14 protein-coding genes, 1 tRNA gene, 1 pseudogene and 2 CRISPR repeat arrays are annotated in these 20017 nt (G+C 66.9%); of the genes and pseudogenes, 3 read left to right on the top strand and 13 right to left on the bottom strand.

Going from position 1 to position 20017, the window contains the following annotated elements; all coding sequences use genetic code 11:
- The first annotated feature begins 128 nt into the window (after positions 1 to 128).
- Together ACWGDX_RS20595 and ACWGDX_RS20590 are read left to right on the top strand one after the other, a co-directional pair.
- On the top strand, positions 129 to 710 hold the full coding sequence (locus ACWGDX_RS20595) for a hypothetical protein (protein ID WP_453627484.1): 582 nt from the start codon (positions 129 to 131) through the stop codon (positions 708 to 710).
- A 209-nt stretch (positions 711 to 919) separates the two neighbouring features.
- A pseudogene (locus ACWGDX_RS20590) lies at positions 920 to 1713 on the top strand (IS5 family transposase); the annotation flags it as partial.
- A 156-nt stretch (positions 1714 to 1869) separates the two neighbouring features.
- Here the strand turns inward: ACWGDX_RS20590 and ACWGDX_RS20585 are convergent.
- The 11 genes from ACWGDX_RS20585 to cas3 all read right to left on the bottom strand — a co-directional run bounded on the left by ACWGDX_RS20585 (position 1870) and on the right by cas3 (position 15540).
- A complete protein-coding gene (locus tag ACWGDX_RS20585) occupies positions 1870 to 3606 on the bottom strand; it encodes an ATP-dependent nuclease (protein WP_453627482.1) in 1737 nt (578 codons plus the stop codon).
- A gap of 638 nt (positions 3607 to 4244) precedes the next feature.
- Positions 4245 to 4331: transfer RNA gene (locus ACWGDX_RS20580), tRNA-Ser, on the bottom strand.
- Between the two features lie 96 nt (positions 4332 to 4427).
- Positions 4428 to 4994, bottom strand: a complete 567-nt coding sequence (locus tag ACWGDX_RS20575) for a hypothetical protein (protein ID WP_453627480.1) — start codon at positions 4992 to 4994, stop codon at positions 4428 to 4430.
- A 274-nt stretch (positions 4995 to 5268) separates the two neighbouring features.
- A CRISPR array of direct repeats spans positions 5269 to 6090; the repeat unit is 29 nt; unit sequence GGGACCATCCCCGCGGGCGCGGGGAGCAG.
- Between the two features lie 93 nt (positions 6091 to 6183).
- Positions 6184 to 6534 carry a type I-E CRISPR-associated endoribonuclease Cas2e gene (cas2e, locus tag ACWGDX_RS20570; RefSeq protein ID WP_453627478.1) on the bottom strand — a complete coding sequence of 117 codons (351 nt, stop codon included), beginning with the start codon at positions 6532 to 6534 and terminating at the stop codon, positions 6184 to 6186.
- A complete protein-coding gene (cas1e, locus tag ACWGDX_RS20565) occupies positions 6531 to 7496 on the bottom strand; it encodes a type I-E CRISPR-associated endonuclease Cas1e (protein WP_453627476.1) in 966 nt (321 codons plus the stop codon). Before cas1e ends, cas2e begins: the two co-directional genes overlap by 4 nt.
- Before the next feature lie 4 nt (positions 7497 to 7500).
- Positions 7501 to 8265 (bottom strand): type I-E CRISPR-associated protein Cas6/Cse3/CasE, encoded by a 765-nt coding sequence (gene cas6e / locus ACWGDX_RS20560; protein ID WP_453627474.1) that lies wholly within the window; start codon positions 8263 to 8265, stop codon positions 7501 to 7503.
- The gene (gene cas5e / locus ACWGDX_RS20555) at positions 8265 to 9029 is read right to left on the bottom strand and encodes a type I-E CRISPR-associated protein Cas5/CasD (protein WP_453627472.1); all 765 of its coding nucleotides are present in this window, start codon (positions 9027 to 9029) and stop codon (positions 8265 to 8267) included. Before cas5e ends, cas6e begins: the two co-directional genes overlap by 1 nt.
- On the bottom strand, positions 9026 to 10252 hold the full coding sequence (gene cas7e, locus ACWGDX_RS20550; protein ID WP_453627470.1) for a type I-E CRISPR-associated protein Cas7/Cse4/CasC: 1227 nt from the start codon (positions 10250 to 10252) through the stop codon (positions 9026 to 9028). The genes cas5e and cas7e overlap by 4 nt, the downstream gene beginning before the upstream one ends.
- The gene (gene casB, locus ACWGDX_RS20545; RefSeq protein WP_453627468.1) at positions 10249 to 10947 is read right to left on the bottom strand and encodes a type I-E CRISPR-associated protein Cse2/CasB; all 699 of its coding nucleotides are present in this window, start codon (positions 10945 to 10947) and stop codon (positions 10249 to 10251) included. The genes cas7e and casB overlap by 4 nt, the downstream gene beginning before the upstream one ends.
- Positions 10944 to 12653, bottom strand: a complete 1710-nt coding sequence (casA, locus tag ACWGDX_RS20540) for a type I-E CRISPR-associated protein Cse1/CasA (protein ID WP_453627466.1) — start codon at positions 12651 to 12653, stop codon at positions 10944 to 10946. Before casA ends, casB begins: the two co-directional genes overlap by 4 nt.
- Positions 12646 to 15540: a CRISPR-associated helicase Cas3' gene (gene cas3, locus ACWGDX_RS20535; protein ID WP_453627543.1), complete on the bottom strand. Its 2895-nt coding sequence runs from the start codon at positions 15538 to 15540 to the stop codon at positions 12646 to 12648. Before cas3 ends, casA begins: the two co-directional genes overlap by 8 nt.
- A 223-nt stretch (positions 15541 to 15763) precedes the next feature.
- A CRISPR array of direct repeats spans positions 15764 to 17317; the repeat unit is 29 nt; unit sequence GGGACCATCCCCGCGGGTGCGGGGAGCAG.
- Between the two features lie 329 nt (positions 17318 to 17646).
- Between cas3 and ACWGDX_RS20530 the strand changes: the two genes are divergently transcribed.
- Positions 17647 to 18570: an FkbM family methyltransferase gene (locus tag ACWGDX_RS20530; RefSeq protein ID WP_453627464.1), complete on the top strand. Its 924-nt coding sequence runs from the start codon at positions 17647 to 17649 to the stop codon at positions 18568 to 18570.
- A 230-nt stretch (positions 18571 to 18800) separates the two neighbouring features.
- On the opposite strand, the gene ACWGDX_RS20525 is transcribed toward ACWGDX_RS20530, so the two are convergent.
- Both ACWGDX_RS20525 and ACWGDX_RS20520 read right to left on the bottom strand, forming a co-directional pair.
- Complete coding sequence (locus ACWGDX_RS20525) at positions 18801 to 19175, bottom strand: hypothetical protein (RefSeq protein ID WP_453627463.1); 375 nt, start codon at positions 19173 to 19175, stop codon at positions 18801 to 18803.
- Complete coding sequence (locus tag ACWGDX_RS20520; protein WP_453627461.1) at positions 19172 to 19912, bottom strand: GntR family transcriptional regulator; 741 nt, start codon at positions 19910 to 19912, stop codon at positions 19172 to 19174. The genes ACWGDX_RS20525 and ACWGDX_RS20520 overlap by 4 nt, the downstream gene beginning before the upstream one ends.
- Positions 19913 to 20017: the final 105 nt, after the last annotated feature.

Below are 20017 nucleotides of genomic sequence, written 5' to 3'. Positions count from 1 at the left end.
TCATCTTCTTCTTCCAGACCGAAGCTCTCCGGCAGGTCCCTCATAGCGGCGCGCACGTCAGGTCGTGACTCATGCTCCGCCACTTCCCGGAAAAGTGCCGCCAGTCTCACGCGGTCGACCGTTGGTAGTTGATCGAACACGTGGGCAAGATCCTCAAACCACCCGGTGGCAAGGTCGGGGTCCACTTCTTCGTCACTCGTCAAGAACTCATTCTCGCCGAAAACCACCCGGAGGTCGCCTCAGGCTGGACCGACCACGGCACCCCGTACGACAAACGCGGCCTCAAACGCCGCGCCCGCAAGACCACCCGTCCCGTACCGATCCCGCCGACGCTCGTCCAACTCCTCCGAGAACACAAGGAGCGCTACGGCCTGGCCCCTGACGGCCGCCTCTTCCGCGCGGCCCGCGGCGGACGCGTCCGATCCACCGAGTACTGCGAGATCTGGAAAGAGGCCCGCGAACAGGCACTCACACTAGAAGACGCCAAGACGCCGCTCGCAGAGGTCCCGTACTCACTGCGGCACGCCGGAATCTCCCTCTGGATCAAGGCCGGAGTCGAGCCCCCCGAAGTAGCCCGCCGCGCCGGCCACAGCCTGGCCGTGATGTACAAGGTCTACGCCAAGATCCTCCGAGGCCGCCAGAACCACGCCAACCAGCTCATCGCGGCAGCCCTCCTGGAGGGGGGCGAAGTCTCTCCCAAGTCTCCGTAACATCCGTTACCCGCTCCCTCTGGTGCTCTTCTGGTGCGCCAGATGGAGCGGGTGCCTGCAGTACGGGAACGCTCGACACCGCTCCGATTACACCCCATGCACCAGTTGGCAGGCTTACAGCGGCTAACACAATGAGGTCGATTGCGCCTGGCGGCCGTGTCCGGTCTGGGAGTTTGGGCGTTGGGCTGGTCGTGGGAGCCTCGCCGTGGATCGTGTCGGATGAGCTGTGGGAGTGGATCGAGCCGCTGCTCCGAAGAAGGAGCGGCGGTTCCGGTATCCGGGCCGCAAGCCGGTACCGGACCGTGAGGTGCCGTGCGGGATCCTGTTCGTGCTCCATACCGGTATCCAGTGGGAACACCTGCCGCAGGAACTCGGGTTCGGGTCGGGGATGACGTGCTGGAGACGGCTGCGGGACTGGAACGAGGCCGGAGTGTGGCAGCGTCTCTACGAGGTGCTGCTCGCGGAGCTGAACGCGGCCGCCCGACTGGACCGGTCCAGAGCCGTGGTCAATTCTTCGCACGTCAGGGCGTTGAAAGGGGGCGCCACACCGGCCCCTCGTCGGTCGACCGGGGCCGGCCGGGCTCGAAGCACCGCCTGATCACCGACGGCCACGGCACACCACTGGCCATCATCCTCACCGGCGGCAACCGCAACGACGTGACCCAGCTCCTGCCGCTGATCGACGCCGTCCCCGGAATCAGAGGCCGACGCGGCCGTCCCCGCCAGCAGGCCCGACTCACTTTTCGCCGACTGCAGCTACGACCACGACATCTACCGCGACCAGGTCCGCGCCCGCCGCATCGTGCCGGCCATCGCCCGCCGTGGCACCCGGCACGGCACCGGCCTGGGCACCTACCGCTGGGTCGTAGAACGCACCTTCGCCTGGCTCCACGGCTTCAAACGACTCCGCATCCGCTGGGAACGCCGAGCCGACATCCACGAAGGCTTCCTCAAACTCGCCTGCTGCCTCATCACCCTGCGACAGATCAACTCATTGTGTTAGTCGTTGTTAGGGCTTGCCGGAAAACAACTTGCGTGTTCTGGCTCTTGACACCCCAGCGCAGTCAGGGTGTTCGAGAGCAAGTTGTTTACCGGCACGCCCTTACAGCGCGGCCCATTGCGCACGACTGGTCCGCTCACGCCGGACCCGTGTTGCAGATTAATCGGCCAGGCGCTCGATTTTATCCAAGAGAGCAATCATTTCAGGGTGAATTTCACCTGCCTTGGCATATTTGGCGATTGTGTCGAATGCGACGGATTTATATCCGCGATTCTGCAGCTCCCTATTCACAGCGGCCATGACTTCCTTGGGTGGGCAAATTGAATAGCGAAAGTCACTCCTCTTCCATTTTTCGGCTAGCTCATTCAAGCCGTCCTCGTTAATGGTAGCCACACTTCTACCTGATGGTCTTTCGGTGACCACCTTCTCCGCTAGAAGTCGCGATGTGACCTTGTTCTGCATTCCAATCATTACATCGTCAATCATTCCCTCCACTTCACCGACTGGGCACTGGGTGAGACGAGCGATAGTTTCCGGAATTATGAGGTAACTTTCAAGCTCCTTCTTCCTCCACACATGAGCATGTACATCGACGTTGTCAAAGCGCTTGATTACTTCCTCGACCTGTGCATCTGTGCGGTAGTCGCGATCCAGTAGCACAAGCGCCTTGACCGTGTTTCCAAGGAATTCCCTGAGGAACCAACCGAATGCCTCGGCATGCTCCCATCTAGAATAACCGCTCATGGGCACAACGGCCAGTGAAATATCCTCCGAAATTTTGCCCAACCCCAGCGTTCTTGAAATGCGCTTGAGAGTTCGAATATCTTTGCCTTCAACGAAAATCACGCCATGGGCACGCAGAGCTTTCGCCATCGCCAAATTAAAGGAGCTTCCGAGTGCAGCATTCAAGCCGTCGAGATTTGATTCTTTGGGGGCCCTCACTGCTCTACGTCGCGTCTTATCTACCCAAACAATGGATTCAGGCTCGGCCTCGGTGAGGACCTCGGTCGAGTGAGTCGCCAAGACGATCTGGGTATCCAGAGCTTCGAGCAAGCGGACTAGACGTCTTTGTAGATCTGCGTGAAGGAACACCTCCGGCTCGTCAAGCACGAGTGTAGGCAAACTCCGGGAGCGGTAGAGATGAAGCAGGAGTTGTAGCCAAATCTGTACACCATCGCCAGCCCATACAATCTCTTTTTCGGAGGTATTACCTGCCTCCGTAAAGAAGACATCAATGCTCGACGTGTCATATCGCGTTGCAGGCTTCCTCAAATTAATACCCGCCAGCCAAGGCGAGGCGAACTCAATAAACTCATCCCATTCTCCCGCCTGATCGAGCATTCTTAGTTGATTTCTGAAATGTCGGCTACTGAGGCGTGTTGAAAGATTTTTTCGGACTGTTTCCGCTTCCAGAATTGCCTCTTCGTGCTCAAGCGGAGAGAGCGTAGGGATTACACCGATTGTCGAGAAGTTCGCTTTGACGGGTGCAACCGTCCTCGGTGGGCTCCCGTTCACTTCAAGAAGATAGAAAAAGGGATTAGGTTCGTCCTCGTAGGGGCGTCGCTCAGGCCAGACAATCCGCATTTTGCAGCCATTTTTCCATGACAACTCCATGCTCGTCTCATCGTCACGAAAATTATGCCGCACGCTCTCATTCAGGGCGGCAAAATCACGCGTTGGCACTGGGTAAGAAAGATAGTAAGAGCCCGCATGTTGTTCGGTTGCGTTGGGGCGATTTCTTTTTGCGACTCTTAGGCATGTTTCCGCAAGTCGGAGTGCAGTCAGGATGGTGCTCTTTCCGGCACTGTTGGGACCTACCAGAAGTGATGATCCTTTAAACGTCATTGTGAAATTCGCGAAGGCCTTGAAGTTCGTGAACTTAATCTCTTTGATCAACGTCCCCCCTAGAGCTGCTGTTGCCAGGACCCTCAAGTCCTGTTTACCACTGAACCTCGAAGGCTTTCTATCCATTTGGTTTATATGGAGGATCCTTGTAATATTGATACTTTTCGTGCCTGCACCAGACTGTCGGCGCTGAGCGGGTTTGGCCGGCGTCCTGCCCCCGGTTTGGAGTCGAAGATGATCAGGGGACGTATGTTGGCTGGCAACTCGGGCAGGCTGTGATGCTGCCCGGAATTTGAACGAGGAACCGACCGCCCCAGCCACGAAGTCACCCCTTCCCTCATCAACCGCTGATCGCTGTTCGCTCGCGTGGGCGCCGACCGAGCTGCGGCGGGGCAGAGTCAGGAGCGTAGGCCCGACCGGGGCCGTGCCGCGCGGCGAACGGAGCGAGCCGCCCTTGAAACCGTGAGGAAGGTTGTAACTCGTGGGCCCGGTTGGTGGCCCGTTGGAGCACCTGGTGATCGTCCATCGCTTCAGCAGCGTGGTCGATCACGGAATTCTGGGGGACGGCTGGGGGACGAACGCTGATCCAGAACGGTCCACAGGCGAGAAACAGTGAGACAGGCTCAACACGGAAGGGGTGTCCCTCAGTCGGAGACACCCCTTCTGACCTGCACCTACATTGACCAGTGCGGTGGGTGTGGGATTTGAACCCACGGTGACATCACTGCCACGACGGTTTTCAAGACCGTTCCCTTAGGCCGCTCGGGCAACCCACCCGCGCCCCGTCCACCAGGGGCGGAGCGCCTACAGCCTACCGGCTGCCGGATCTCGCCGTGTCGCACTGGCCAGAGGATGGCCACGCTCCACGGATCTCACGTGCGAGTCTCACTGTCACGCCGAGCCGAGGGCAACAGAAGGTCCCGCTCGGGGTGGTTGTCACCGGTGACCTTCCCCTGCACTCCGAGATCCACCCGGGCAGCCTCATGGAACTGGTTGATCTCCCGGAAGACGACGCGATTGCGCTCGCGCCACTCCTCCAGGGACCCGGCAGTCTTCCCGGTCGCCTGCCAGTCGACGGCGAGGGCGGCTGCGTTCAACTCGTGTGCGGCTTCGACCACTTCGTCCCCGCCGAGCAACATGATCTGCTCGAACGACCGCCCGCGATGACGCTCGGCCTCAGCCAGCTCGCCAGCCATCTCCGCCTCGGAGTGCTCACTCCGCCGAAGCCCTTCCTTGTGCTCGTAGAGCTGCACAGCAAGGAAGATCCCCGCCCGGACCCGGTCGACGTAGCCGCTGTAGGCATCGAGCTTCCGATCGTCCCAGCGAGTCAACAGCTCCCGTCGATGCCGGCTCCGCTCCATCACGTAGTTGGTCAGATGCGTCGTCAACGCACCCAACAACACAGCAGCGACGGTCACAAGCTGCTCGCCGGTCCCCAACCCATCCCCCAGCGCCGAAGTCCTCTACATCTCTAGAGGATCTTACGAGCCGGGGCACTGGCGGGACAGAAAGGCCCCCTCAAGCGCACGCCGGGCCAAGCCGCGTCGATAACAATGGGACCCGCGGACGCAGAATGCGGGGTTCCTCGGTCGGGCTTATTGATCACGCCAGGGGACCCTCCACAACTCCGATGCCGCCGCGAAGGGCTGGGAGAACCATCCCCGCAGGGTGCGGGGAGGAGGCCCGGCGCGCGATTGTCGGCATCCTCGACCAGGGACCATCCCCGCGGGTGCGGGGAGCAGTGTTCCGGGAAGCACCGAAGCGCTCCATCAGTGGGACCATCCCCGCGGGCGCGGGGAGCAGTGGACCGACGCCGACCGCCAGGCGGTCCGCGCGGGACCATCCCCGCGGGCGCGGGGAGCAGACCACGGGGCGCCTTTTCTGGACCACGGTGGAGGGACCATCCCCGCGGGCGCGGGGAGCAGCCGCCGTTGTAGGCCGCGCTGATGGTGCCAGGTGGACCATCCCCGCGGGCGCGGGGAGCAGAGGTGGGGGCATGCTGAACAGGTGCTGGAGTGGGGACCATCCCCGCGGGCGCGGGGAGCAGGGTGTTGTCCATCAGCGGCCGTAGGTCGGCTGGGGACCATCCCCGCGGGCGCGGGGAGCAGTACCGGACCTTTCCGCCTTTCAACACGATCTTCGGACCATCCCCGCGGGCGCGGGGAGCAGCTCCACGGGTTCCCGGGGTCGGACAACCCGTGGGGACCATCCCCGCGGGCGCGGGGAGCAGTTCGCCAGCATGGTCGGGCTGGGCAACACCCCGGGACCATCCCCGCGGGCGCGGGGAGCAGCCGAAAGCCCCACCCGGGGGTTGTCTCCACAAGGGACCATCCCCGCGGGCGCGGGGAGCAGTCCTGCCGGTCGTCGTGGCGCGCGACTGCCGCGGGACCATCCCCGCGGGCGCGGGGAGCAGTCCGCGAGGGTGCGTACGGCGTGGCCTATGGCGGGACCATCCCCGCGGGCGCGGGGAGCAGCGGACGGGACCGTCCCGGGCCAGCCCAACGGAGGGACCATCCCCGCGGGCGCGGGGAGCAGACTTTCTGACCTGGGGGTTTATCCCGGGTGGCGTTGGATTTCGAGCACTTTCACCGATTCCGGCATTCGGCGTGAAGCGACCATTGGTGACCCTCAACTCCTGCCGAAGCGACGGCGTCTGGACGCGTTGCTCCAGCCGGGTTTCGGGCCGCTGGCCGGCGGCCGAGGGTTGTTGTTCGGGCGGCGGATCAAGGTCAGGCCCTCGTGGTCCGTGGGGTGCCAGGCATGGTCGTGGGTGCGGAAGGTGAAGCCCTGTTCGTTGTTCGTGGTGTGGGCGAGCAGGGCGCGGCCTTGGCCCGCGTACTGCCGGACCTCGTCCCAGAGGACGTCGCGGATTCTCGCGGACGGGTTGCCGATGAACACGTCGGCGGAGATCTCAAGCAGCCAGCGTGTGAGGAATCCGCGCAAGCCCGCTGGGCAGTTGGTGAGGACGATCACGGTCACCAGATCACCGCCTCGTCCGCGTCTCCGTAGTTCCGTCCGGCGGCGACCTCTCGGTCACCATCGGTTTGGAGAACCACCCGGTCCGCCCCACCGAGCGGGTCGCCGTCCCCCTCCGCGCCATTCGGCAGCAGAAGTTGTTTGATGTCGTCGACGCAGCGGTTCAGCAGGCCGGTTTCGTTGATGCGGTCACGCAAGGCGCGACGGGTTCGGGGACCGACGTCTTCCTCGCCCTCGGCCGCGATGTCGAAGGCCAGGGGAATACCGATCTCGGTCTTGTAGAGGTCGGCGATGTCCAGGACGAAGGACAGTTCGTGCCCGGAGTGGACGAAACCGAGACCCGGGCTGCAGCCAAGAGAAGCGACCACGGCGTGGGCGATGCCGTACATGCACTGGGCGGCGGCGGTGATGGCCTGGTTGACCGGGTCGCCGCTCGTAAAGTCGCCGGGGGTGTATTTGCGGCCATGCCAAGGGACACCGGTACGGGCTGCCTGGTCGCGGTAACAGCGCCTGACCCGGGTGCCTTCCCTGCCGAGAAGCTCGTGGCGGGTGAGTCCGGCCGGGTCTTCGTCGGGGAAGCGGAGCCGGTACATGGCTCGTGCGACGGCGACGCGAGTACGACGGTTCGCCCACTGGAGGGCCTGGGCCTCGACCAGGGCGGCGGACCGGGACAGGGCGCGTCCGCCCGCGTAATAACGCACGCCGTGCTCACCCACCCAGACGACGCCGGCCCCGGTCTCGCCCAGGACGCTCATGGCCTGGTGGGTGATGCGCGTGCCGGGGCCCAGGAGGAGAGTGCCGATGGTGGCCGACGGGATATGGGTCGTGCCGTCGGCGTCCTCGGCCGTGATGGCGTTCGCGTCCCGGTGTACGGTGCAGCGCTCCAGGTAGATGAACGAGAGGCGCTCGCTGGTTCGGGTGAGGTGGCGTGGGGTGAGCGCGGTGCGCTTGCCGACTGTCGTCATCGGTTCATCCGCCAGTGGTGGGGAGCGGTGCGAGCGTCATCAGTCCGCAGCCGTACGCCTTGGCTTTCCCGAGCCCCTGGATGAGCGTGCGGCGCATCACTTCGGGATCGGTGACTTCGAGATGCCCGTCAAAGGTCACGGTCACCACCTTCACCTGATGCCGCTTCCGGTCCGCCTCCCCGGACTTGGCGAAAGACAGCGAGCGTGGGTCGCGAACGGTCAGTTGATACCGGTCACCATGGTGCTCGTACTTCTGATACGTCGTACCGCCCGGCAGCAGTCGCTTGCCTTCGGGCTTCTCCACGATCCGGAAGCCCGCGTTCTCCTGGCGTTCGAGGAGCCACCCCATCTGGTGGACAGGGGTGCGGTGCGCGGTCCGTTTGGTCGGCTCACCGTCCTTGCGGCGGATGTGGTGCACCGGGTTCGCGGTGAGGCGGAAGGCCCATGTCCGGCCGGGAGTGAGGCGCTGAAGAAACGGAGCGTACGGTCGGCTCTGCCAGCCGGGCGTAGCCGGGTCCAGGGACGCCGCCGGCCAGCCCGCCTGCTCGACAAGGTGGGTGAGATCGGGGCGGTCGGGGCTGACGACGTACAGGAAGACCTCGGCTCGGGCATTGTGGTCAAGCCGCCACAGCACCCGTTGAGTGGTGGGTTCCGTCGGCAGCAAGCCGGGGAACGAGGCCATGACGGCGGCGTGGAGCGACTGGGGGGAGGAGAGCAGTCGACGGGCTCCCGGGCGCGCGGTGTTCACGCGGAAACGGGTCAGATACATCAGTGGGTCTCTTCTTCCGGAAGGCTGTCTTCCAGCGCGTCGAACGGGTCGTGCGGCGGCACGGTGCGGGCAGGAGAGGCGGAACGCACCGAAAGGGCCGCCGGGTTGGGTACCTCCACCGTCGTACTGACCACGGTGCGCAGACCGTGCCGACGGTGCTCGGCGGCGAAACTGAGCGGCTGATCCCGGAGTACATCTCCGTCGCGTGCGCCGTCGTCGGCGTCCCGGAGCATCACCAGGGGCACCATGGCCTCTCGGCGGCGAAGCTTCTGATACCAGGGAGACGCCTGCCAGGTCTCCGCCCGCAGCACCTGGTCGAGGTCGGTGTCGTGATGAACGTCAAGGTCGACGGGACGGGCCGGCGGGCAGGACCGTCGGCCCAGGTAGGGCGGGTAGACAGGAGACCGCAGCGCCCTGTGCAGCGAGCCGATGAGCGTACCGTCACCCTCGACTGCGGCGACAAAGACCGCGTCGGCCAGGTAGAAGCGTTCGGAGAGCGGCATGGACTTGCCTGTGACCGGGTGATGGGCGGTCTGGAAGTCCCTCACCCGCGTGCCCGGCTGATCGATGCGGACACCGAAGCGCAGGGCGCTCAGCCGCGCCAGCCCGTCGTCGTCACCGCGCTCGATGCCCACCGCCGCGGCCAGCAGGCCGATCACCCCGCTCTTCGTCGGTGCGGACTCCGTGGTCCGGCGGACGAAGCGGGACGAGGCCCCCCAAGCCTGCAGGGGGCCCGCCATACGGAGCGTGAGCACACTCGTCATGCCTGCTTCTCCAGGCGACCGGCAACCTCCTGGCCGACCGACTTCACCAGCCCGGACAGACTCGACACCACAGCGCCGACACCGTTCAGCTCCTCGGTGTGCGCGCCGACACGCAGCACCCAGGAGACGGTGGACTCTTCGTCCCCGTAGACCGCCTCGACCTCCGGGATGTACTTCGCCAGACGCGCGGCGGCCCCCTTCATGTACCCGCCGCCCTGCCCGGCCGAGCCCGACTCCTCTCCGGCGGAGACCGGCTCCTCGAAAGCCGAGACGAAACTGATGGGCCGGGTGGTACGCAGCTTGACGACGACCGCGTCGGGAAGGGTGTGATGGCCAAAGGTATTGATCTTGCCCTTGGGCAGTGAGGCGATGAAGCCGTGCAGGAACGCCTCGACGGCGCGGCGCACCGGATCGGTGCGCGGTTCGTCGTCGCGCAGCCCCTCGCCCAGGTTGGCCGCGAGCTGATGGACTCCCAGCGCGGCGTAGCGGTAGAGGGTGGCTGAGTTGAAGTCGACGTTGCCGATCATTCCGGCGCCGGGTTCCGCGTCGGTGTTCCGGTCGTCGACGGCGGTGTAGTAGTCGGATTCGTTATCGACGCGGTGGACGCTGATGGCGTGGGCGACCTGGACGGCGGCGTCGACGTTGATGTCGGCGGAGTCGGCGACCATACGGCCGAACAGGGCGATGTCCACGGAGTGGCGGGTGTCGGCGATCTGCTTTGCGCGCGCCTTGTTGCCCTTCTCCTTGTCCTTGAAAAATGCCTTGATGTCGGCCGCACCCTCGACGGCGAGCGCGGCCAGGCCGTCAAGCTGCCGAGCGCTGAGGAACATCAGATACTTGGACTCGGGCGCGGGTTCGTCGTCACCGTCCTTGGCGGCGTTGGCCTTGCGCGTGGGCACCTCGATCTTCGAGCCGGTGGCTTCGTGGATCACTTCGGCCGCCAGTCGGAGAGCGGCTGGGCCCTTCAGTGATTCGTCGAGGTCGGCGATGCGGTCGGCGAGGACCTCGGCGACCTTCTTCGTACGCACGCCGAGCTCGCTCGGGTCCAGCAGATGCTCGTCGCCGAAGTATTCACGCGTCGCCCGCTTCCACGCCTGGCTGGAGACCCGGGCGCGGGGCACCCCGCCGTAGACGGCTGACTTCGGAGCCCCCGTGTCGTCACGGTTGAGATTGCTCGGCGGGACGGTCTGCAGGGCGTGTACGTCGAGGAAGAGGCGGTTCACAAGGCGTCCTTGTCGATGGTGTCTGCGGAAAGTACGGGCTGGTCGGAGGCTGCCGCCGACGGCCCGTCTCCGGTGTCTTCGTCATCCGGGCGGTAGGCGTGAAACGACCGTCCCCAGGCGCGGCGCACGGGATCACGACCACCCGTCTCCTGCCACTGGTAGAGCTGCTCGGCGAGCAGGGCGTAGTCGAGGGCGATGTCCTCGCGGCGGAGCAGGAGGACGATGTCCCGCAGGCGTGAGGCGAGCGCGGGCAGATCCGGGGCGTTGCCGGCGCGGACGAGACGCTTGAGGACGGGCTCCTCGATGTCGCCCGGCGTCATCAACTCTCGTACGGCGGCGCCGAGGCCGGTGGGTGATTTCCGGCTGTCGGACCGGTGCATGCCGGTTCCCCGCGACTGCTGATGCAGGGCCCACAGGGTCAGGGCCACGTGTACGGAGTCCTCGGCGCGGATGAGTTCGTCCTCGCGCAGTGGCCGCCCGCCGTCCTGCGGGCGTTCGTGCAGTGGGCGGGTGTCAACCAGGTTCCACAGGTCGGGCACGCAGAGGGCTTCCTTGCCCGCGCCGCGCCGCAGCCTGGCCAGCGCTGCGACGGCGTGGGACTCGTCCTTCAGATAGCCCCTCTGGAACCGCCCGACGATCTCGCCGGTGAGCAGTCCGACCCGCTTCGGGACAGTGGACGGGGCGGCGGTGGTCATACGGGCACCTCGGCGGCGGAGTCGGATCGGGATGCGGAGTCGTCACCTGGGGACGAGCCGTCGGAGAACGCCTGGCCGAGAACCTTGCCGAGCCGGGCGCGGAACCACTTTTCGGCGAGGGCGGAGTTGAGCCACTCGCTGCCCTTCTTCACCGCCACGGTCCTGCCTTCCCACGCCGCATCGCCCGCGTCGGCCAGGACCCGCTCCCCGAGCTGTCTGACGTGGCGGTACACGTTCTGCTGCCAGATCCTGCGCTGCTCGTAGGGATCTTCGTCTTCGGTGAGACCCCTCAGCCAAAGACGGTACGGGCCGTCCAAGGCCGCGAAACCGAGTGCGCGGGCAGTGCTCCGGGCGGAATCGGTCTCGGTACCGGACGCGCGGGCCAGGTCGGAGGCGAGGTCACCGAGAGCGATAACGGCGTCGTCGGCATCTCTGACCGCGTCAATGGCTTGCTGCGCATATACACGGTCCTGCCGGTGCAGAAGCACCAGAGCCATGGAGAGATGGTCCTCAACGGTCTCGTCGATCACCGACTGCTGGGTGCCATACACCGCGCCGACGACGCACGCCCTGATGAGGAAGCCGCGTGGCAGTTCCCCCTCGCCCACCAGCCGGGAGACCCATTCGATGACGCCCGGCCTCAGCTCGGGAGCGGCATCCGAACCCTGCGGCGACCGGGTCCGGTCGGCGATCAGGGACGCGAGTCCACGCCAGGCCGAACGGGCCGGATCATGCTCGCGCGGGAGATAGACGACACCTTCGCGGCGCTTCTTCTCCTGCGCCGGACTGCGCCGCCATGCGGTCATGGGCTCCCGGGTGTGCATATTGTGCGGGGCCAGCGGGTCGCCGTAGCCGAGTACGACCCCGTACGCGCCATCGGCATCGAAGTGCAGCCGCAGGCGGCGGCTCTGCCAGGTGTACAGGTCCCGCAGGCCCGAGGGCTGCCGGCCGACCGCGCCGGGGCCGTCCGGCTCGCGCCGCCAGGCCGGGCGGTCGTCGTCGGTCCACCGCAGGCCGGTGGTGTCGCCGGCGATGAGGTTGAGGAGCAGAGTCTCCCGCAGGTTCTTGCCTTCGACGTATACCCCGCCGAGCGTGCCGGCCCATCCGACACCCAGCGGATATACCTTGCCGCCTTTGACCCGGGGGTCACCGTCAACGCCGGTCTTGATGCCCGAGGTGTCGTACCCGTGTGCGTGGACGATCCAGCGAGCGGCCTCGGCGAAGCCCAGTCTGTCGACGGTCGGCATCCGGGCGGTGAAGAACGGCTCGCCATTGGGGACATCGGCGACGATCCGGCTCAGGGAGAACACTTCGTCCCGTGTCGTGCGCAAACCTGGGACCTGAAAGAACGGCGCCGAAGGGTGTAACAGGTCGAAGCGGTCACGGTGGATGTCGAGGTACGCGGAGACCGGCGCGAAGCAGTCCTCGTCGTTCCACAGGTCCGCCCAGTGGTCGATGTCCTTCGGTCCGTCGAGGGCGTCGTGTGCGAGGGCGAGCAGCAGGCGCAGGAGAGCGAATCGCTGTGTGGGCAGTCCTGCGGCGATACGGCGCAGATCACTGGCCTGTTCAAAGATCTCGCGCAGTGAGAGCTCGTCCTCGGTGCCGCCCAGCCGCTGGACAGGCACCCATGGCCGTACGGTCAGGTCGAACGACAGCGAAAGCGATAACTCGCCGCTCACCGTCGTCTCTTCGTTTGTCTCAGTCATCCGTCATCGTCACCTCAAGGCCGTCGGTCTTGCTGTACTTGAGCAGAAAGCCTGCCAGGCGGGTCTGCCAATCGGCGTCGAGCGCGAGAATCAACTGGCCGGCAAGCCAGTGGCTGTCCTTGGTCTGCCAGGCGGGTACGTACAGCTCTTCGAGTTCCGCGATCGCCCGGTCCATCACCTCGGCATACGAGAACTGGATGGGCAGACGGAGGCCGCATCCGGCAGCGGCCCGAGCTGCCTGCGGCGAAGGAGGACGGTCCTCCGGCAGTTCCAGCCCGCCGCGCCGCCCGCTCAGCCAAGGCACCGTGGCGAGCGCGCCGTCGGACCGGCGCTGGACGACGATGACCTCCAGGCTCTCCTTGCTGTCCCGTACCTGGGCCCGCCCTGCGCGGGTGTCATCCGCGTCGCCGACGCCTGCCGCGATCCAGCCAATGATCGGGCGGCCCGCGCGGCCCACGGAGTCGAGCCGGAAACGGCCGGCCCGCTCTGCTTGGTCCGTCCGGTGCTTTTCGTGCCGTTCCAGCGCCGTGGCCATGGCGTCGGCCCAGTTCCCGGGACCGACGGGTCCATCCGCGTAGGCGCCCTGAACGAGCGGGCTGATGTCCTGAGGCAGCCGTACGGGCATGCCTGGACCGGTCCGGGTGGCGATACCGGTGCCGGTGCCGCTGCCGGTCCGAGTGCCGTTGTCGGCCGCGGTGTCGGCCGTCGCAGCGGTCAGGTGCGGAAGCAGCACGGCCGCGCTTCGCAGCAGCGCGTACGCGCCGTACACCGCGACGGAGCCCCGCACGGGCACGGGCACATCGCCGCTCCAGTCGACGCCGGTGATCAGACAGCGGGCCGTACGCAACCGCTCGGGCCGGTCGGCCTGGCCCACGCCTCGCTGATGTCGGTGGAGCCGTCCCATCCGCTGAAGCATGAGGTCGACCGGGCAGAGGTCGGTCACGAGCAAATCGAAATCAACGTCGAGGGATTGCTCGGCGACCTGGCTGGCGACAACGATGTGCCGGCCGACCGGGCGCCGGTCCCCGGCTTTTCCGGGCGGACCGAAGCGGGCCAGCAGATCGGCGTCCTTCGCCGCACGGTCCAGGTCGAGGAAGGACGAATGCGCCACGGTCACGTGTTCGTCGCCGAAGCGCTCCCGCAGCACCTTGGCGGTGTCGAGGACCCGCTTGACCGTGTTCCGCACGACCAGCGCGCAACCGCCGCCATCGAGTTCGGTGGCGAGCCGCTCGGCCAGCACGCCCAGGTCGTCACCGAGCGTTTCGACCTGGACCTCCGCGCCACGGGCAGAGGCATCCGGTTGTTCCATGACAGGTGCGTGTCCCGGGGCCACGGCGGTCAGCAGGGGATAGGCCTCGGCGCGCGCCACGTCCTCGAACTCCTCCGCCCCCTTCGCCGCGGCACCCGCCGAACCGGGGGCGGCATCCGCGTACGCCTCGGCGAGCTGTCTGCGCCGGGCCGCAGGAAGCGTCGCGGAGAGCACCACAACAGGCACCCGGTAGGCACCCAGCCACGACAGAACCCGGTCCAGATAGACGCTCATGTACGTGTCGTAGGCGTGCGCCTCGTCGATGATGACGACCTTGCCGGCCACCGCGAGATGGCGAAGCGCGAGGTGACGGCTCTTGAGACCGGCGAACAGCAATTGGTCCACGGTGCCCGCGACGAACGACGAGAGCATCGCCTTCTTGCGTCCGCGGAGCCACACGTGCGCGACCAGTTCGGCCGGAGCGGACCGCTTCTCGTCAGCGGGCCGCGAGAGCTGGGTATCCGCGTCCGAGTCGACGGCCGCGATCGGCTGCCTGCTCACACGCATGAGATCGGCGTAATCCTCGTTGAGGGCGGCCTTGGAGTGCGCCAACAGGACCGAGAGCCGCGCGCCTTCTTGGGCCGGAAGCCGTTCCAGCCAGTCCAGCAGACGAGGAAACATCGCATTGCCGGTGGCCATGGTCGGCAGCGCGAAGAAAACTCCGCCTGCGCCCGATCGGGCCGCGAAGATCTCTGCCACAGCGAGCGCGGCCTCCGTCTTCCCTTCCCCCATCGGCGCCTCGATCACCATCAGCCCCGGCACGGGCATCGCACGTGCGAGACGGACCGCCGCCTCCTGGACCGGCCTGACCTTGGCACCCGGCGGAAGGTCGAACCGTGAAGCGAAGAGTTCCTGCGCGTCCTCGGGCGGCTCGTCCGGCTGCCACGGCGGCGGCAGGCTCAGCCCGCGCCAGGCGGCTGCGACGCGTTCTTCGCCGGTACGGGTCTCCTGCGGGAAGTACGGGAAGAGATCGGGATTGCTGGCGATCCAGTCGGAGACGATCACCAGAGCCGTGAGCAGTACCTGCACCGGCTGGGGCAGCTTAACGGTCCGCCATGCGTCGAGCCGCTGCCGTACCTCGTACTCGTCGGCGCATGCGTCGAGCAGTTCGTACTGCACCCGCTGCCACGCTGCCCGGCTCGCGCCAGGTGTGCGTAACAGGTGCGGACGGTCGTTCAGTTCCTTGAGCTGTGTGTAATCCGGCGGCACCCCGTGGTGGCCACCCGGAACGACGGCGAACTGAGCGGACTGCTTCACCGTCCACCCATGATGCTCTTCGAGCCACTCCCCCAGCAGTACCTGACCGGCGAGACCGTGGGGCGCGATCCTGCGCTCCGGTCCGAACTGACGGAGGGTCTTCATCTCAAGCCCTTCCGCTCGCATCCGGTCGGCCAACGCGTCGACCTGGCAGGCGAAGGCCGGGGTCGCCTTACCGATGTCATGCACCGCAGCGAGCCACACCACGAGTCGCCGGGCGTCATCGACCCCGCCCGGCAGCACCTCGGCCACCAGTCCCCGCACGCCTATGGGCAACCAGCGATCCCACAACAGCCCCGCCACAGCGGCGCTGTCCTCCATGTGCCGCCACAGCGGCAGCCAGCCCTCAGTATCCCGATCATGCTTGGCCCACACGGTCCGCACGGCCCCTGTGAGCCGGTTTCCGAGCCTCGGTCGGGGCTTCGTTCCAGCGGTCATGAACTGATGAATACACGCAAATCAGCGGTCACCGTGCGCATATGGGGAAATCATCCCGTGGGTGCGAGGAGCAGGAGGCGATCCAGATCGACATCGCCAAGTCCGGGGGACCATCCTCGCAGGTGCGGGGAGCAGGTCGAAGGCGTCGTATCTGAGCTGGGGGTTGACGGGACCATCCCCGCGGGTGCGGGGAGCAGTTTCGGGGTCTCCGGCCCGTGGTGGGCGGGGTGAGACATCCCCGCGGGTGCGGGGAGCAGGACCCCTCTACCTCCGCCGGGGCCTGGTCCTGGGGACCATCCCCGCGGGTGCGGGGAGCAGCCGTCGGCAGCCAGCACTTCGTCCCCATCCGCAGGACCATCCCCGCAGGTGCGGGGAGCGGTCGGCCAGCCATTCGAGGCGGGCCCATTCGTAGGGACCATCCCCGCGGGTGCGGGGAGCGGCTGCCCTCGGAGCGGCCCCGGTTCTACGCCGAGGGACCATCCCCGCGGGTGCGGGGAGCGGCAGCGCGCCACCGGGGTCGCCCACATCTGCGAGGGACCATCCCCGCGGGTGCGGGGAGCGGACCGACAGCATCACGTGCGCCGTGGGGGCGGTGGGACCATCCCCGCGGGTGCGGGGAGCGGCTCAAGCGCGCCAAGCCGCGCGAGAAGTCCGTGGGACCATCCCCGCGGGTGCGGGGAGCAGAGCCCTTCCGGAGCTGGCTGCGTGACTGGAGTGGGACCATCCCCGCGGGTGCGGGGAGCAGGAGCTGGCCCGGCGGATGGAGTGGCGAGTCGAGGGACCATCCCCGCGGGTGCGGGGAGCAGGCACGAGCACGAATCGAACGCAGGAGACGGTTGGGACCATCCCCGCGGGTGCGGGGAGCAGGCTTGGCTGCGGTTGCCGTGCAACTTGCGGTAGGGACCATCCCCGCGGGTGCGGGGAGCAGCCGAACGTCCCGGACCTGGTGCCGGACACCAGGGGACCATCCCCGCGGGTGCGGGGAGCAGATCTCGTCATGCAGCCAGGATGGCGGGGCATCGGGACCATCCCCGCGGGTGCGGGGAGCAGTGGCCGTCCGCCTTGCCGAGATCGGCGGGGACGGGACCATCCCCGCGGGTGCGGGGAGCAGTCATTCCGGCCGATCTCCCGGCCGATCGCCCTGGGACCATCCCCGCGGGTGCGGGGAGCAGGCGACCAGGTCGCCCACGTCCCGGGGGATCGCGGGACCATCCCCGCGGGTGCGGGGAGCAGTGCATGCGCGGGAGGTGACCCGCGCCGGGGCTGGGACCATCCCCGCGGGTGCGGGGAGCAGGTTGCGGGCGGCCCGTACGGTCTCGCTCGCGGGGGACCATCCCCGCGGGTGCGGGGAGCAGCTACCCGTTCAGCTCGGACCGGCGTCCACCTGGGGACCATCCCCGCGGGTGCGGGGAGCAGAACGGCGTCTGGCTGGAGGACTTCGCGCACGAGGGACCATCCCCGCGGGTGCGGGGAGCAGGCGAAGCGGAGTTGGAAGACCTGGCCACGCGGGGGACCATCCCCGCGGGTGCGGGGAGCAGGTGCTCGCGCAGCAGCAGCGGAACGTGCACCGGGGACCATCCCCGCGGGTGCGGGGAGCAGGGTCGGTCACCGGCTCCGTCCGCGGCGCTGTTGGGACCATCCCCGCGGGTGCGGGGAGCAGACTTCCTGACCTGCTGCTTTACGGCGACAGTGCGCGAAATTCAAGTAGTTTCACTGAAACACTCAAATGGAGCGAAAGGTGCAAGTCGGAAGCCTTTTCATGCATATGTCACTCGTCGCCTTCAAGGGTAAATGGCGGGCCATACGGTTGCCCGACGGGCAGTAGCCCTATCCCTGCTCGAATTCGCCCGGTGCCCGCGTGGTCTCTCCGGTGGACCGGTGCCGGAAGTTCCAGCCCGGCACCCCACACCCGCAAGGATGGTCCCTGTCAGTCCGAGAAGGGGTCCCCGACGTTACCGTTTGCATGAGACTCGACGGAGAGGCGATCGGATGCGTAGCTACAGCTCGGCAACACTGGTCAGCCTCAGCCGGGGGTACGTTCGCCACACGGCGGGAGCGCTTGGGAAGGCATCGGTCGCCGCTCGGTACCTGAATCCCCAGCTCCGGAAGCATCCCCGGCAGCGGGTCGTACGCTCGCGGTTCGGGGCACGGTTCGCCGTTGACACTCAGGACCTCATTCAGCGGTACATCTACCTGTTCGGGGTGTGGGAGCCGCATATGACGCGATGGCTGCGAGGGCGGTTGGGGCACGGGGACACGTTCGTCGATGTCGGCGCCAACATCGGGTACTACAGCGTGCTCGCCTCGCGGCTCGTCGGGGACGGCGGCAAGGTGGTGGCGATCGAGGCTTCGCCTGTCTTTCTTCAGCGGCTGTCACAGAACGTGCGGCTCAATGAGTTGGGCAACGTGCGAGCGGTGAACGGGGCCGTCTCGGACAGTCGGAAGACGCTGACGTTCGTGCTGGCCAGCTCGGCCAACATGGGCGCGAACAGCATCGTGCCGTACGACGGGCCGGCGGAGTCGACGTTCGATATCGAGGCCCGGCCGCTGGGTGAGCTGCTCGATTCGGCGGAAATCAGCACTGCCCGGGTCATCAAGATTGATGTCGAGGGAGCCGAGGGGAGCGTCGTACGGGGCATGGCGCCCATGCTCGACAAGCTGCGGCCGGACGCCGAGATCACCGTTGAGGTGACACCTGAGCGGATGGCCCAGCTCGGCGACTCCGCCGAGGAGTTGCTCACGACCATGCGCGACCACGGGTTCAACGTCTACCGGCTCGCCAATGACTACCGGCCGGAGAGCTACCCGGCCGCGCTGCGCGGTGCACCCGTCGTGCCCGTCCGGTGGCGTGGGCAGGTTGTCGACGAGAGCGACCTGATCTTCTCGCGGGTCGACGCGGAGACGCTGACGTGAACAGGGCCCGGCTCCCCCGGTTCGAGGTAGCCGGGCCGCATCACCAGTAGATGGGGGCGAGTGTTCCGCCGGCGCATCGTGGGCAGGGCACTCGGTACGTCCATCCGCACGCCGCGCAGCCTTCGAAGCCGCAGCACTCCGGGCACCAGATCGACCGGTGGCCCGTACAGCACCCGCAGTAGGTCGAGGTCACCGGCCGTTCCTCGGTCTGCTTCCTTGGCCCTCGGCCCTCATCCCACGGCATCGGACGACGGCTCGGCGCCCTCGCCGCCGTCGTGGTCACGCACCGGCAACCGCGCGCCTCGGCTCTCCGCGACCCTCAGCACAACGTCCAGAGCCTCCGTCGTCCATGTCAGCGCCTGGCGGAGTTTGCGCGCCCCCGCCTTCCCGTCGGCCAGGACCGCCTCGGCGTCCCTCAGTACCTCGGCCCCAGCACTTGTCTGTGCGGCCTCGATCTCGTCAGCCAGCCGGGAGATCAGACTTCCGTTGTCATCGCTGCTCAGATAGCACGGTTTCCCTCCCGAGTCCGCCCACGGCAGCAAGCGCAAGGCCGCGGGAAGAGGGGGCACAGACGGCGGCGTGCCTGCGAATTCATGCTCGTTCATCTTGACCGCTCCAACCGCTCGGACACGGAGCCCGTGGTGACGAGAATGTCCGCGCGGTCGCCGGGCAGCACCAGGAGCGCCCCCTCCACCACGCGTTCGGTCGCGTCGGTCGAGACGCGCTCCACCGCCAGCACGGGGGACCGGGTGGTGATGCGCAGCGTCTGCGCCTCCGTGGTCGTGGGGAATCGGGCCGTGATTCGTTCGGTAGTCCGCGTGACCTGCACCCCGGCGGCGGACAGCAGCTCCCGTACCTCGTCGCCCCAGACAGACTCGATCGCCGTGGGCACACCGAGCCTCGCGACCACGTGCGGTACGTAGATACGGGCCAGGCTCCTCGGTGAGGTGCCCTGGTGACCGACGAAGACGTACTCGGTCACCGGACTGCCGGCCTCAAGGCCCAGGAACAGCGCCAGTTGGCCGTCGACCTCCACCGTCCTGGTGTCGCATCCGACACTCACCGCGGCGTCGGGTACGGCCCGCTGTTCTGCCTCGCCGAACCTGGTGTTGGCATACGTCATCCGCTGACCGGGCCGACGGACGAAGTTGCCGCTGCCATGACGCTTCTCGATCAGCCCCTCGCCCTGGAGAATTTCCAGAGCATTGCGGAGAGTTGGCGTACTGACCTTGTAGCGAGCGGCCAGTTCCTGTTCCGCCGGCAGCCGATCGCCAGTGGGCCAAGTGCCGACAGCGATGAGCCGACGCAGGTCATCGGCGATGTGCTCGTACCGATTAGCCATGCGCCGCTCCCTTGCTGGGGACTTCAACGGCGCGCAAGTGGCACGAGCAGACGCATGTCTCGTAGACAAGCGGCAGCTCGGCCGGAGCGGCGGCGGGTTCCGACT

This window comes from Streptomyces sp. NPDC055025 (assembly GCF_053608565.1).
Note: the sequence above shows the minus strand (reverse complement) of the source record. Positions and strands in the feature narration are given on the sequence as shown.

Excerpts from the sequence above, each read along its gene's own strand:
- cas6e (WP_453627474.1), bottom strand. The coding sequence starts at position 8,265 with ATGTATCTGACCCGTTTCCGCGTGAACACCGCGCGCCCGGGAGCCCGT.
- cas1e (WP_453627476.1), bottom strand. The coding sequence starts at position 7,496 with ATGACGACAGTCGGCAAGCGCACCGCGCTCACCCCACGCCACCTCACC.
- casA (WP_453627466.1), bottom strand. The coding sequence starts at position 12,653 with ATGACTGAGACAAACGAAGAGACGACGGTGAGCGGCGAGTTATCGCTT.
- ACWGDX_RS20520 (WP_453627461.1), bottom strand. The coding sequence starts at position 19,912 with ATGGCTAATCGGTACGAGCACATCGCCGATGACCTGCGTCGGCTCATC.
- ACWGDX_RS20530 (WP_453627464.1), top strand. The coding sequence starts at position 17,647 with ATGCGTAGCTACAGCTCGGCAACACTGGTCAGCCTCAGCCGGGGGTAC.
- casB (WP_453627468.1), bottom strand. The coding sequence starts at position 10,947 with ATGACCACCGCCGCCCCGTCCACTGTCCCGAAGCGGGTCGGACTGCTC.
- ACWGDX_RS20525 (WP_453627463.1), bottom strand. The coding sequence starts at position 19,175 with ATGAACGAGCATGAATTCGCAGGCACGCCGCCGTCTGTGCCCCCTCTT.
- cas3 (WP_453627543.1), bottom strand. The coding sequence starts at position 15,540 with ATGGAGGACAGCGCCGCTGTGGCGGGGCTGTTGTGGGATCGCTGGTTG.
- cas5e (WP_453627472.1), bottom strand. The coding sequence starts at position 9,029 with ATGACGAGTGTGCTCACGCTCCGTATGGCGGGCCCCCTGCAGGCTTGG.